General features: G+C 34.4%; 10 protein-coding genes and 1 riboswitch. All 10 genes read right to left on the minus strand.

What is annotated here, in order from left to right:
* Entirely contained in the window at window positions 1–771 is a 771-nt protein-coding gene (locus tag HGPG_RS07585) for an amino acid ABC transporter permease (RefSeq protein ID WP_019125466.1), read from the minus strand.
* Window positions 772–788: 17 nt separating this feature from the next.
* A complete protein-coding gene (locus HGPG_RS07590; RefSeq protein WP_019125467.1) occupies window positions 789–1,643 on the minus strand; it encodes a transporter substrate-binding domain-containing protein in 855 nt (284 codons plus the stop codon).
* A gap of 102 nt (window positions 1,644–1,745) precedes the next feature.
* A riboswitch (Lysine riboswitch) is annotated at window positions 1,746–1,913 on the minus strand.
* Between the two features lie 243 nt (window positions 1,914–2,156).
* The gene (locus HGPG_RS07595) at window positions 2,157–3,929 is read right to left on the minus strand and encodes an S-layer homology domain-containing protein (RefSeq protein WP_019125468.1); all 1,773 of its coding nucleotides are present in this window, start codon (window positions 3,927–3,929) and stop codon (window positions 2,157–2,159) included.
* Between the two features lie 172 nt (window positions 3,930–4,101).
* Window positions 4,102–6,681, minus strand: coding sequence for an ATP-dependent chaperone ClpB (gene clpB, locus HGPG_RS07600; RefSeq protein ID WP_019125469.1), 2,580 nt, complete (start codon window positions 6,679–6,681; stop codon window positions 4,102–4,104).
* 20 nt (window positions 6,682–6,701) lie between these two features.
* Window positions 6,702–7,628 (minus strand): DnaJ C-terminal domain-containing protein, encoded by a 927-nt coding sequence (locus tag HGPG_RS07605; protein WP_019125470.1) that lies wholly within the window; start codon window positions 7,626–7,628, stop codon window positions 6,702–6,704.
* A 448-nt stretch (window positions 7,629–8,076) separates the two neighbouring features.
* Window positions 8,077–11,418, minus strand: a complete 3,342-nt coding sequence (locus tag HGPG_RS07615) for a DEAD/DEAH box helicase family protein (RefSeq protein ID WP_019125472.1) — start codon at window positions 11,416–11,418, stop codon at window positions 8,077–8,079.
* A gap of 2 nt (window positions 11,419–11,420) precedes the next feature.
* Window positions 11,421–13,370, minus strand: a complete 1,950-nt coding sequence (locus HGPG_RS07620; protein WP_019125473.1) for an Eco57I restriction-modification methylase domain-containing protein — start codon at window positions 13,368–13,370, stop codon at window positions 11,421–11,423.
* Between the two features lie 552 nt (window positions 13,371–13,922).
* Window positions 13,923–14,402 carry a hypothetical protein gene (locus HGPG_RS07625; RefSeq protein WP_019125474.1) on the minus strand — a complete coding sequence of 160 codons (480 nt, stop codon included), beginning with the start codon at window positions 14,400–14,402 and terminating at the stop codon, window positions 13,923–13,925.
* Entirely contained in the window at window positions 14,395–14,613 is a 219-nt protein-coding gene (locus HGPG_RS07630; RefSeq protein ID WP_019125475.1) for a helix-turn-helix domain-containing protein, read from the minus strand. Before HGPG_RS07630 ends, HGPG_RS07625 begins: the two co-directional genes overlap by 8 nt.
* Before the next feature lie 8 nt (window positions 14,614–14,621).
* Window positions 14,622–15,092, minus strand: a complete 471-nt coding sequence (locus tag HGPG_RS07635; protein ID WP_019125476.1) for a DUF2975 domain-containing protein — start codon at window positions 15,090–15,092, stop codon at window positions 14,622–14,624.
* Between the last annotated feature and the right edge of the window lie 129 nt (window positions 15,093–15,221).

A 15,221-nucleotide genomic window follows, 5' to 3' on the forward strand; every position in this document is an offset into this window, starting at 1 on the left:
TCACACCTCTTCCTTTACTTCAATAACTTCTGCTGTAGATTGAGAACCGTAAATCTTGTAAGTTCCGTCGCCATCCATTTTCTTTTCAATAAGCTTCATAGCTTGGCTCACTGTTATAGTAAGCACTAAATAAATTAAGGCTGTGATAAAGAAAACTTCGAAGTATCTTAGATAAGTTCCTGCTGCTGATTTTGAAATAAAGAATAATTCTGAAACAGAAATTACATTTAAAACAGAAGAATCCTTTATGTTTACGATAAATTCATTGCCCACAGACGGGATAATATTTCTTACAGCTTGAGGAAGCACAACTTCTGTCATAGTTTGCCAATGAGTCATGCCTATGGATAAGGCTCCTTCAGTTTGACCCTTGTCAACAGAAATAATTCCACCTCTTATGATTTCAGCCATGTAAGCACCTGTGTTTACAGATACAATAATAAGGGCTGAAGGCATGGCTGCCATATTTAAGTTAAAATATTGTAGAGAGCCGTAGTAAAACATCATGGCTTGTACCATCATTGGCGTTCCCCTAATAACTTGAATGTAAACTGTAATTATGGCATTTACAACTTTTAGAAGTCCCCTCTTAAAGGCTGAAGATTTTTTATTTACTTTTATAGTCCTTATAATTGCAATTAAAAGACCTATTAAAAAACCAATTAAGGTGCCTATAACGGCAATTATAATGGTATTAAGAGTTCCCTCAAGAAAGAGGGAACCATATTCCTTTATTAAAAATCCAATCCATCCAAAAAAACTTTCTGGCATCTTTTTTCTCCTATACTTTATTCGCTAAGTGGTTGATTAGCCACAGCTTCTTCCATTATGCTTTGTCTTTCATCTTCAGAAATTTTTGAAAGTGCGTCGTTAACTTTATCTAAAAGTTCTTGATTACCCTTTTTAACGCCAACTGAAATAGAAGTGTCTTCAGTTGAAGCTTCAAAGCCCTTGCCTTCTTCAAATTCTACAAAAGTTAAATCATTGTTTGCAGAAGTAGCAGAAAGTGCGCCTGGTCTTTCAGAAACATAGCCGTCGATCTTTCCACTTCTAAGAGCAACTATCATTGCTGGGAAAGTTTCAAGAGCTGTTGACTTATTTACACCTTCGATTTGGTCAATTACATCATAGTGGAAAGTGTTAAGTTGTCCAGTGATGTTTGCTCCCTTAAAATCTTGGATTGATTTTGCATTGGCATAAGGAGAATCCTTTTTAACAACAATTACAAGGTCTGATGTGTAATAAGTGTTGGAGAAGTCAATAGTTTCTTTTCTCTCAGCAGTTGGACTCATACCTGCAATAATTAAATCAATCTTGCCAGAAGTTAGGGCAGGAGTAAGACCATTCCATTCAGTTTTTACAATTTCAAGTTTCTTGTCCATGGACTCAGCAATTTTCTTTGCGATTTCAACATCGTATCCACCAGCGTATCCGCCAGTTGAAATTGCATAGCCATGTTCCTCACCAGTTTGTGTCCAGTTAAAAGGTGCATAGTCACATTCCATTCCAACTTTTAAAGTGTCAGAATCTGCTGGCGAAGCTGCTGAACCTCCATCGCCCTTTGGATTACAAGCTGTTAAAAACATTGTGCTGGCTAAAGCACCTACTACTAAAACTTTTGCTACATTCTTTCTTAAATTCATGATATACCTCCGTAAAATTCTCGGTGGCTATAAAAAGTAATAAAAAAAACAGTCTGGAAAACCAAACTGTTAAAGATGTCTAAATATAAGACAAAGTATTTAACTTTAGATAGCTCCCCACATATTTGTGACAGTCATGCAAATATTGTTTGCATGCCCAGCATATTAACTTACCATTAATACACTTCGGCGAAATTTCCTTTCATCTTTCTTCGTCGCATGGTCTTGCTCCAAAAGATTACTGATAAAGTCCGCTCCTCTATCGTATTTTTCAATACAATGTATTTAATTGTTTCATCAATTATATATAGGAGAATTATAAAAGTCAAGGATTTTTTTATTTTTCTTTAAATTCTCTTATTTTTCTTTAATTTTTTATTTTTCTTTAATTTTTTAACTTTTTCCCTAAAATTTATAACTTATTCATATTCTCAAGCTGCAAAAAATTTTGAGGCTGCCAAAAATTTTTACATAAAAAATAAGGCTCCACTTAGGAGCCCTATAGCATTAAATTTATTTCCAAATATCAACATCTGAAGATGAGTTTAGTCTTTCTCTGTCGTGAGAGTTTGCTGCATCAATGATGTTGTAGTAAGCCCAGAAGCCTTCATTAACATCTGAGAATTTATTTAAAGCTGATTTGTTTACATTGTTAAGTGAAAGTGCACTTGTGTTTCTATCGAAAACAGAGTTTAAAATAGTAACAGCTTCTGCTCTTGTGATTTTTGCATTTGGCTTAAAGGATCCATCAGGGTAACCTGAAACATTTTTGTTGCCATTTAATTTATCGATTGCATCCTTTGCCCAATGATCTTGTATGTCATTAAAATCAGATTTAATTGTCTTTTCTGTTTTAATATATCCAGAAATCATTTGTGCAAATTCTGCTCTTGTAATGCTTTCATTTGGCTTAAATGTTCCATTAGGATAACCATTTATAAGATTCTTTTCAACAACATAATTTACTGCAGCTGAATACCATTCATCATTTGCATCAGAAAATTTTGTCTTGTCTCCTAATCCAAAACTGCTTCCACCATTTATAAGTGTAGCAAACATTTGAGCTGCTTCTGCTCTTGTAACATTATTTTGTGGTTTAAACGTTTCATCTGGGTATCCTTCAATATATGCGATTACTCTTTCTTCTTGAATAGCCTTCTTAGTAACTTTGTAGTCAAGTTTTTCTACATCGTCATCATCTGTTTTTGCTTCAACTTTTATAGTTTCCCCAGCAATTAATTCCCTATCTAAGAAAACTGTAAATACCCCAGAGTTATTTACTTCGATGCTACCTAATTTTCTATTACTTGCATCATAAACAGTAATTGTGTCTTTTGCATTTGCTTTACCTTTTACAAGTTTTTGTCCTTCTTTAGCTTCAGTAATAGTCAATTTATCATTTTCTGCTGTCTTTTTATCTGTGTAGAATTTTAAATCATCAAGATCTTTTTTTGAAATATCATCTCTCAAATTAACTGTAAAATATGAGTTTTTATCAGTCCTAAAAGTTCCATAAAGTTCTCCATCATAATAAACTTTTATATTTTCATATGGATGGTTTCTAATAAATCCTGTCAAAGTTTTTCCCATTAAGCTAAGGCTATTTGCTTCAACCTTTGATCCTTTAATATAATCATCTTCTTCTCCAGAAACTTTTACTCTTTTAGATCTGTCTCCACTTTTTTCTGCATAAACATAAACAGTTTCATCTTTTAAAATATCATATTTTATTGAAAAACGTCCATCTCTATCTGCTTCTCCAATATATCTGTCATCTTTTTTACTTCTTTCGATATAAATATCTGCATAAGGTTCTGTCTTACCTGTGATTTCTCTTCCATTGTATTTTACATTTGAAATGTCAACATCATCGTAACGACCATTTTTCTTTTCTACATCAAAAGTAAGTTTTATTTTCTTTTCAGATCCATCTTCAAATCTTATTGTAACATACTCAGTATGTTTTCCTGTTTCTTCGTATTTAAATGATGTTTCCCCTTCAACTATTCTAGCCCCTCTAGGAAGGTCTATTACATCCTCAATGTTATATCTTTTATCTTTTTCTAGAGTTTTCCTTCTATCTCTCACCCTACTTCTGTCAGCTTCAGTAGTTTTTTCGTCATCATCTTTATCTTTCTTTGAATTATTGTCTTTTCTATATTCCGTTTCATTTTGTGCATCCTTTAATAAATCTTTTCCACTTGATGCAAAAATAGAAGCTGGCATTGATGTCACAAGCACGCCTGCTAGTGCAAGTGTTAAATATTTCTTACTATATGGTTTCATTATTTCCTCCTAATAAAATATAAATCTATTTCATACTACGCTACTGAGTTTATATCTCTTTTGTGATAAAAAAGTGATAAGTAGCTAATATTTGACCTTTTTAATGTTTTTTTAACATTTTGTAACACAAAAGACATAAAAAAGGACTCGCTAGGCAAGTCCTTATCTTTAATTACTTAACTTTAACAGACAAATCATCGGCATAGACATCAACCAAAATTGTGTCGCCATCCATTACATCGCCCCTAATAATCATCTTTGAAATTTTAGTTTCAAGAGTGTGACCAATGTATCTCTTAACTGGTCTTGCCCCATATTGTGGGCTAAAGGATGCGTTTAGGATAAATTCAAGAGCAGAATCTGTAACTTCAATTTTAATTTCTCTATCTTCAAGTTTTCTTTCAACTTCTTTAATGCTTTCTTTGATGATGTCATAAACTTCATCTCTTTGAAGAGGTTTAAATAAAACTACTTCGTCCACCCTGTTTAAAAATTCAGGTCTAAAGGTACTTCTAAGGTCGCGCATTACTTCTTCTCTTGCAGCTTCAGTTATTTGTCCGTCAGCACCAATTCCATCAATAAGGAAGTGTGACCCAATATTTGATGTCATAATTATAACTGTATTTTTAAAGTCTACAGTTCTTCCTTGGTTGTCAGTTAGTCTACCGTCGTCAAGAACTTGAAGAAGAATGTTAAATACATCTGGGTGAGCCTTTTCGATTTCGTCAAATAAAATTACTGAATAGGGTTTTCTCCTTACAGCTTCAGTAAGTTGTCCGCCTTCATCGTAGCCAACATATCCTGGAGGAGAACCCACAAGTCTTGACACAGAGTGTTTTTCCATGTATTCAGACATGTCAATTCTAATTAAGTTTCTCTCATCATCGAAAAGTGTTTCTGTAAGTGCCTTGGCAGTTTCAGTCTTACCAACACCAGTTGGTCCCAAGAAGATGAAGGACCCAATAGGTTTGTTCCTGTCCTTAAGTCCTGCTCTCGCCCTTAGGACTGCGTCAGATACAACTTCAATGGCCCTATCTTGACCAATAACTCTCTTGTGAAGAATATCTTCTAAGTTGAGAAGTTTGTCTCTTTCAGTTTTATTTAATTTTTCAACAGGGATGCCAGTCCACCTGCTTACAACATAGGCAATTTCGTCTTCTGTAACTTCTTCCTTAACCATAGAAGACTCGTCCTTCTTTTCTGATTCTCTCTTGGCAAGTTCCTCCTTTAATTTTGGAAGAGTGCCATATTTTAACTCAGAAAGCCTTTCTAAGTCGTAATTTCTTTCAGCTTCTTCTATGGCGTGGTTTGTATCTTCAATCTTTTTCTTGATTTCCTTTGTGGAGTCAAGTTCTTTCTTTTCAGTTTCCCATTTTGATTTTAATCTATCAAATTCTGCCTTTTCTTCAGAAAGTTCAGCTTGAAGTTTTTTAAGCCTTTCAGCACTTGCCTCGTCAGTTTCCTTTTTAAGGGCTTGGTTTTCAATTTCAAGTTGCAAAATTTTTCTTCTAACTTCATCAATTTCTGTAGGCATGGAGTCGATTTCTGTCCTTAGCATTGCGCAGGCTTCGTCCATTAAATCAATTGCCTTGTCTGGCAAAAATCTGTCTGTGATATATCTGTCAGATAAAGTCGCAGCAGCAATTACTGCAGAGTCAGAAATTCTAATGCCGTGATAAATTTCGTACTTGTCCTTTAAACCACGAAGGATGGCAATTGTATCTTCAACACTAGGCTCTTTGACCATAACCTTTTGGAATCTTCTTTCAAGTGCTGGATCCTTTTCAATATATTTTCTGTACTCATCAAGGGTTGTAGCACCAATAGCGTGAAGCTCACCACGAGCAAGCATTGGCTTTAAAAGGTTTGATGCGTCCATGGCGCCATCAGTTTTTCCTGCACCAACTATGTTGTGGATTTCGTCGATGAATAAAATTATGTCGCCTTCAGATTTTTTCACTTCATTAAGGACAGCCTTTAGTCTTTCCTCAAATTCACCACGATATTTTGCACCTGCTATAAGAGCTCCCATGTCTAGGGAGAAGACAGTTTTATTTTTTAGTCCTTCAGGCACATCTTCAGAGACAATTCTTTGGGCAAGTCCGCCAGCTATGGCAGTTTTACCAACTCCAGGAGGACCAATTAGAACTGGGTTGTTCTTAGTCCTACGCGAAAGAATTCTTATAACATTACGAACTTCTTCGTCACGACCAATTACAGGGTCTAGCTTGCCATCACGAGCAAGTTCAGTTAAATCTTGTCCGTATTTCTTTAGGGCGTCATAAGTTCCCTCAGGATTATCTGTAGTCACATGTTGGTTGCCCCTAATTTTTTTAAGAGAATTTAAAAATCCATCAGCATCAATTTTGTGCTTGTTAAAGACAGAAGAAGAATCAGTGCCCTTCATGTTTAAAAGGCCAAGATAAATATGCTCAACAGAAAGATATTCGTCGCCCATTTTTTTCATAAAGTCCTCTGCCTTTTGGAAAAGCTCTCTATAGGAAGAGTCGGCATAAACTTCAGCACCTGATTGTTTAGGAAGTCTTTCAATAACCTTTAAGACATCACTTTTTATCATGTCAGGATTTTTTTCCATATAAGTTAAGACCCTTGGTATAAGTCCTTCTTTGTCGTCTAAAAGTGCGTAATTTATGTGAATTTCTTTTACCTCAGGATTGCCGTATTCCTTCGCAATATTATATGCGCCTTGAACGGCTTCAAGGGATTTTTGAGTAAATTTTTCAAAATTCATAAAAACACCTCATTTATTAATTATTTACTTAAATTTTGTAATTTTTTATATAAATCTAATTCTTCCTCAGATAAATTCTTTGGATTTACAATATTAAAGATAATGTATAGATCGCCCACATTGCCCTTTAAATCTTTGAAACCCTTGGAAGGAATCCTCATTTTATTTCCTCCCACAAAATTTTCTGGGATTTTTAATTTTAATTTGCCACTTAAAGTTTCCATAGTTTTGCTGGATCCAAGAGCCGCATCCCACGGATAAATATTTTCAGTCTTAATAATATCAAGACCATCAAGGACAAGGTCCTTTTCGTCGCGAATGTTGATCTTGAAGAGAATATCTCCAGGAAGACCAAACTTTTCACCCTTTACCTTGATTTTTTTGCCACGAGTGATTCCCTTTGGAATCTTTACAGCAACATCATATTCCTTCCTGTTGTAGCTAAGGCTAACATTTTTAGTTGTACCCTCGTAGGCATCCCTAATGGAGATGGATAGCTCGGACTCGAACTTGTTTCTGGACTTGTTGGAAGACTTGCCTCTTCCCTTGCCAGACAAATCACCAAAAAGGTCATTTATATTAAAGCCGCCAGAGAAATTTCCTCCCCCGCCAGACCTTGATGAGCCGAAAATAGTTTCGAAGAAGTCAGAAAAATCTGCTCCGCTTCCTCCAGTAGTGTAAGTGTAACCATATTGAGAAGGGTCAAAATCGTAGCCGGAAGAAAAATCATAATTAGAGCCAAAAGTATCGTATTTTTTTCTCTTATCAGCATCAGATAGAACCTCGTAAGCCTCAGAAACTTCCTTAAACTTTTCTGCCGCAGCTTCATTGCCTTGATTTACATCAGGGTGATATTTTTTCGCAAGCTTTCTATAGGCGCTCTTTATCTCCTTTTCATCTGCATCTTTAGAAACTCCAAGGATTTCATAATAATCTTTGTATTTCAAACTGTAACCTCCTCATAAATATATTTAAAATCAAATTACTCTCTATAATTATATCCAAATTTCCTTAATTTATTTTATTAAAAATTTGCTTATAAAAATAATAATTTGACTAATTTTATTATTAATATTGTTATTAAAATTTTGCTTTGCCTTTGCATTCGCATTCGCATTCGACTTCGACTTCGCATTCGCATTCGCATTCGACTTCGCATTCGCATTCGACTTCGACTTCGACTTCGACTTCGACTTCGACTTCAATCTCAATCTCTACTTCAGCTTGCTGGGCAAAATTTCAAAAATCAAAAACTACGTCAAAGCCCTCAAATTTTCTTTGACTATCTTTGACTATTTAATTATACAACATCATTAGCACTCTTGCAAGTAGTCTGCTAATTATTTTTAAAAATTTTTATAAAAAAACTGCCAGAATTAACTGACAGTCTAAAACTTATTCAAATATTTCGTCCAATTTCTTTTCCAAATTTCCCTCTTTAGCATATTTTAGAGAATCTAATTTTTTCAAATTATTCTTTTCTATTTTAAGGTCATCATTAAATCCCAAAATATAATTTGTCGCTATCCTATAAATAATTTCTGTAGGCGCAAGACCATAGACTTGCTTTGCAAAAATATGATTAAGCCTATCACTAGCTTCTGGATAAATTTCCTTCATCCTTTCACTTCTATAAAGCCTCTTCACTATTTCAGTAATATAAAGACCACTCTTCATGTATAAATCTATAAAAGTCTTGTCTGGATCGTCAAAGCAGCCAGGATTTTCCTTTTCCAAATAATCCACCATTTCAATTACAATTTTCTTTGGAGTAAAAATTTGATTAGTTTTTTGAGGTGGAATGTAGTCGAAGATATCTTTTTTATTATTCTCGTCAAAATAATTTGCAAGCTCTCTCTTCTTGTTCAAAAACTCTTTAACAGCGTCATCAAAAACTATTTCATCAAATAGCTTGCCCTCAAAATCCTCTTCCTTGCCACTTGCCTCGTTAAAATATTTTCCACCGTCACGCAAAAACCTAAATTCATGGAGAGAAATACTTGTAACTTCTTTAAAAACATCATCTGGAATTATTTTATCAAAATTCATAAGATTAATTTCACTGGAACCATAAGCCATGAGAAAAGATGGAATTGTTCTGGCAAATCCTCTAAGATTATCCCTAATTTCATCTTCCTTGCCCTTCTTTTCCTCTCTCTTCTTTTCAGTTTCCACTTCACGAGTAATAGTTTCAGTAGAGCCACTTAACAAGTCTGCATCTGCCATTTTCTTTTTAATTTCATCTAACATTTTTTCATTGTTTAATTCAATCTTTTTTTCATACTCTTCATTTATTTTTGTAACTTCAGCAGAACTTTTAGCCTCTTTAATTTTTTCATCTTTTTCTGAATTAATTAAGCTGTCCTCAATTTTCCAATTGCTGTATTCCTTTTGGATTATTTTTTCCGTTGAATCATTTAACTTGTTTTCAATGCTTCTCACAGTGGACTTTTTGATTTCATTTCCATAATCAGCCTTTACGGCGTCTATTAAAATACTATTTCTTGGCTCAGCAAAAGTCTTCTTTAAGATTTCAATATCCTTCTTTTCATCTTTATAGGACAAAGACCCTTCATGAATAGGACCAAATTTAACATCGCCAATAGTTTCTTTTACATCATCAAAAATCTTCTTGCCAAAAATTTCCTTTGACCTGCCAATAATTTTTTCATCAGGAATATTTACTTCTCCATTTTCATCAAGGTCTAGGTCACTGGCAGTATTTTCGTCAATGCTAACAGGTTTAAAGTCACGACCCTTGTCCATCCTGTCGATAATATTTTTGACAGCCTCTGGAGCACCAAAAATATTTGAGATGTTTTTAAATAGGAAGTTTGACATAAACCCACAGTTTACAACTTCCTTGGCATAAATCCTTCTTGGAGTAATTAAAACTTTTTCTGCATCAAGAGGAATCATCTCCCCATCTTCATCTTCCCCATAAACTGGGAAGAAGTTCAAGAGTTCCTTAACTTGTGATTTTCTCCTATCAGAATCACCTCTGCCCCTTGAAGTTTCAGAAGAAAGATCATTGGCAAACTCTTCGAAAATAGTTAAAGTTCTCGCTGGATCAAAGTCAAAGACATAGGCATTTTCCTTTCTGAGAGCCTTTCCATCTTCCACAAAAAGGCATGGGTTTTGGGACCTAAAGGCAGCCTGCATGTATAGAGAAGGACTCTTCACATTGCTAAGCATTAAAACACCAGTCCACTCTGGAATTGTGATGCCAGTAGTAAGTTGACCAACAGAAAGAGTAATAGTCTTGTCATTTTCCCTTATAGCCTTTACAACCTTGTCATAAGACTTTTCAAACTCTTCATCGTCATCAAGTTTTCCATCACCAGCAGCAATTACAATTTCATAATCGCTAAAGACAGGATTTTCCCTAAGCTTTTTGCCCATAGCCTTGGCAGAATCAACCCTATCCATGAGCCAAAAAGTATGCTTTAATTCCTTCCTAAGTTCAGGCGTAGAGAATGGGAACTTCTCCATAGAAGTCAAGGCATCTAAAAATTTATCAACATCATCTTCATAATAAAACTTGCCGTTTTCGCGAGTTTTGAAAAATTCATTTAGGTCAAAGGCATAATTTTCCCACTCGCCATCAATTTCTATGCCCTCTTTTATATTATCCCTAACAATTTCTGACATCTGGTAAGTAAAAAGATTTAACTTTGGAAGAGGATAGTAAGGATTTTCCTCTTCACTGGCAAGGTCCCAATCCCTCTTTGACCTTTGCTCATCAGCATAGGTCCAGTTGTAAATAGCATCTTGAGGGAACTTGTCATTGGCAAGAGCCTTAAAAGGCGTGCCAGAAAGATGGAGTGTATAATTTCTGTCAATATTATCAAAGGCAATATCACTCTTATAAGTATCAACACCTTCGTGGGCTTCATCAATAATTAAAATATCCCACAAAATACCAATCCTATTTCCCTTTTCATCTCGCCTGTTGCTAAGTTCCTTTAGCTTGTCTAGGTTAGGGTCGCCGCCAAAATATTTAGAACCCTTGATGTCTTGAAGGCTGACAAATTCAATAGAACCCCTAACCTTGTCTATGTCTAGGTCCAAAAATTCTTCCCTTGTGATGACATGCTTTTTGCCATCAAGAGCAGCAACATGGCTGACAAAATAATAGCCAGAATTTGCCCCAACAAATTTGAGATAATCTTCGTACCAAGAATTGGCAATGGCAGGTCTGTTAGTGACAATCAAAATATTTTTGAACCCCATCTTCATGCACAAGTCATAGGCGGAAATAGTCTTGCCAAACCTTGGCTTGGCATTCCACAAAAATTCCCCATGCAAATTATTTTTAAAATATTCAATTGTCTTTTCTACAGCATCATCTTGCTCTTTGCGCAGTGCATAGGGTATTGGGTCCTCATTGGACTCAAGGATCCCCTTGTTCTCCCTAAAATCATTAAAATAATTTTTGGCAAGATTGGGATCAATCTCGAACCATTCAGTACCAGTCTGTCTCTTTACGCCAAGCTTATTTAAGTAACCGTGGAAGTCCTTGTCGGTAAAAGTCTCATAACTTCCCTCATAGAGTGCATTCTTGTGCCACTTCAAATCGTACTTAATGCCAGCAGTTTGAGTCTGCTCCCTAATTCTCGTCTCCACATCTCTTTCAGTAAAGCCAATTTTAGTCCAACCCTCGTGGTAGGAAATGCAAGGAGTGGTATAGGCGTAACATTGAGGAATAACTTCTCTAGTAGTTTTAACATTAATCATACCTATTCCATCTCCTTAACATTTTTTTCAATAAAATCAATTTCTTCCTGGCTTAAATTATATTTAGCATAGAGTTGCCTGTCGATTTCAGGAATAGACTTAGACCAGTCAATGTCAGACTTATTAGTAAAATCTTGCATTGGGACATACTTCCAAGTTGGTTTTGCATTATTCTGAGTAACCTTTAATACACCTAGCATAGTTCGTGCAAATTTAGTTTTAATATACTTTAATGTATATTCTGCTTCCTCTTTCGAATCAGTTTCTCCAATTGATATAAATGTTTCAGTAAATCCAATAAGTGGACTTCCTATTATAGGCATACTTAAAACTTCCCCAAAAGTACCACTACCATTTGCTTTTGGTATCATAACTTTATACTTATGGAGGTTGTCAACATCCTTTATATAATCTATTCTAAACCATTTATAAACTCTCTTAGAGTTAAGTAATCCATAAATTTGAACATATTGATGACCATCCAATGGATCTTCATCTTTAAACAGCTCAGGCATTCTTTCAAATGAACTTGGTGCTATACGAGCATCAGCAGTCTTTTTTAATTCGTCTGGTTCTTCTTCATAAGCTTTTTTTGAATACTTATATATTCCACGATTACTTACAACTTCACTTAAGCTTTCTTCTTTAAGTCTACCTACTTTTTTCATAATAGAATTTAATTCTTCAAATGGTGTAAAGTTTTTTATAGCTCCATAATTTTTATTTGAATCCCTATATGTTATAGCTATTCCACCTTTTATATCTTTTCCAGGAAAAATGGATGCACTATCAGGTGTATAATATAAAACTTTAAAACTATCATCATTTAACATCTTTTCATTCCATTTTTTTGGAGTATAACCTGCATTAAATAAAAATCTAGCAGGTGTTATAAGTTCTACTCTATCAGCTATTTTAAAAGATGAATCATAAAAATAATGATATAAGGATTTATCACTTTCATTGTCCCCCTTTGAATCTTCTTGATAAGGTGGATTGCCAATTACAAAATCAAATTTTTTCATTTCTTTCTCCTTATAATCTATAAATAAATAAGATTTATTCCCTCTCCAATCTTTTATCCTACAATAAGTTGTCTCTTCTCCATCCTCTTCTTCCAGTCCTCCACTTAAGAGGTCAAAAAAGTTCATCTGCCTTATATCTTCCTTGGCTGCCCCAAAGGGAACCATGTCCGTCAGTCCGTCCATTTGCCAAATATTCCAAGAAATAATATTGGCAAGATGAAGTAAGGTTTTTTTGTCTACTTCTTCCTTCCACCTGTCTTCAAAATATTCAACAAAGGTCATTAGGATATTGACCCTGGCAATTAAGAGGTTGTCCCCCTGATATTCAAAGCCATAGGTGCTTTCTATTGCCCTTGTCGCCCACTTGATCCATTCATCTTTGGTCCATGTGTTTTCATTTACGACTCTCAGTTTCCTATCTAGTATTCCAATTCGATTTATTAGGTCAATTTTTTCTCCAGTGGAAACATCGTATCTTGAAACTAGATAGGGCGCCTCGCCACAGGTTATCTCTAGCCGTCTTGATAAAATATATTTTTCCCAACTTTTGCCCTCTGGGAAATTTATTTTTTCTCTCACTGCTTCCCAGGTCTCGCCCTTTTCTATGTTGAAGACATCTTTTCTTTGGAACCACTCTTGGTCCAGGTAGTTATTCATTTCATTTACTATCCAGCCTGGAGTGAAGACCTCAGCCTTTTTTCTCGTCCTGTCAAGCTGTGCCTCTTGGCTCTTTAGGACTCTTGGCATAAGTCGAAAGCCGCTTTGGAAAATTATCTCTGTTATTTCGCTTTTGTCGTCAAATTCTCTGCCAAAGTGCTCGAAGGTATTTGTCGCCCATATTATATTTTTTTTAGTGGTCTTATCCTGTAAAAGTTTTTTCAGCGTCAGCTTTATTGGATAAAGATCGAAATCTATTAGTCTTGACATTTATTTCCTCATTCGTTTGTATTCTCTCTTTCTCTATTGTATCATCTTTGACTTTTAAATTAAATTAAAGTGTAAATCTAGTAAATTTTTTTATTTTTTTGTGAATTTGTAATTTTTTACGGAAATTTTTCCATTTTTTTCTGTTTTTATCAGTTTTTTTATGAATTTTTTCAGTTTTTTATAAATTTTTTGCCTTTTTTTAGTTTTTCATCATTCTTTTGGTGGTTTTTTTCATTTTTTTTATATTTTTTTAAAAATTTTTATTTTTTCCGTGAATTTTTTTTATTTTTTTATTGTATTTATGAATTTATTATGCTAAACTTATAACAGATTATTTAATACACTTTTTTAATTAATTTCCTTTTACACGCCGAGATATGCTCGGCAATTTTTTTTGCCTTTTTTTAGTTTATAAGAATTTTTTATAATTCTCGGCGGCAAATTTTTTCAAATTATAAAATTTTCTAAAAAAATATGACGCCAAGGACAAGTCCTCCACGTCATGCTTTTAATTTATTTACTTTTAATTTTTTTAGCTTCAAGGCTCTTCTCTTAAGTGTCCCACTGCAAGAATAAGATCTCGCCCTTTTCCTCATCTATTATTATGGCGATAAAATTCCCATACATATTATGAAAGACATTGTCAGATGTTGCTTTAAAGTAAACTTCATTATTCAAATCAATAGAAGTGTCAAAGCCCCTTTCTCTTACTGCAAAAAGGCAAGTATTGATTTGAGAAATTTTATTGTCATCCCTTTTCACCTTATAGTCTTCAAGGTCATTTTCTATCTCTTTTATATCAGCTTTGTCTACAGAAAATAAAACTGCAGCCTCGCCGTCTCCGTGAAAGTCTGGCTCTTTATAAAGCTCTCTTACTCTCTTCACGCTTTTAGGAAAGCTTATGCCAAATTTATTTTCCACTTCTTTTACTGACTGGTCCCTACTATCTGAAAGTAAAAATAAAAGTGGAATGGATGCCAGAAAAATTATGGACATTATAATTAAAACTCTTTTAAATTTTTTATCACTCATCTTCATCACCTTGGTACCTTAAAATATCGCCAACATCACAATTTAAAACTCTGCAAATTTCTGAAAGTGTGGAAAATCTTATGGCCTTGGCCTTATTTGTCTTTAAAATCGAAAGATTGGCTATGGTTATGCCAACTTGCTCAGATAATTCTGTCAAAGACATTTTATTTTTTGCAAGTTCCACATCTAAATCAACAATTATTTTTCCCATGGTCCACCTCAAATCGTCAGATCATTTTCTTCTTTTAGGGCGATTCCTTCTTTGATCAAATCGCATAGGAGAAGAAAAATTTGCGCGATTAGCATGGCAACAATTGCTCCACCTATAAAAATTAGGTTGGTAATTGACCCATCTAGGTTGAAATTTGTGTAAATTATTGAAAGAATTGCCAAGAAAAAAATTCCTATAAAGGAGAGAGCTATGACTTGAAGGTCAAGTAACATTCCTCTCTCAAAAATTTTGTCATCGCCATATTTTTTTAGGGCAAAAAGTCCAAATAGAAGGGCAAGAATTAAGGCTAGGATTATTCCCTGACACAAAACTAGCATGGGATACTTCATGTTCATGAACATTGGATAAATTTTTGCCATGAAGCTAGACATTTTTATCAGTCCATAAGAGCCTCCCGCCAAAATAAATAGGGCAATGAAGAGGAGCCCGCCAATAAATTTTACTCGTAATGATTTCATAATAACCTCCCTTTTCTAGGAGTATATCACTTTATTTAATGAGTTGCAATAAATATTTATCGTTTATCAATAAATTACAGTGGGCGTAAATTTTTATTCTTACAATTTAAATTGTCGACAAAAATAGGC

Origin of the sequence: Peptoniphilus grossensis ph5 (genome assembly GCF_000311825.1) — a bacterium.
GTDB classification, from domain to species: Bacteria; Bacillota; Clostridia; order Tissierellales; family Peptoniphilaceae; genus Peptoniphilus_A; species Peptoniphilus_A hominis.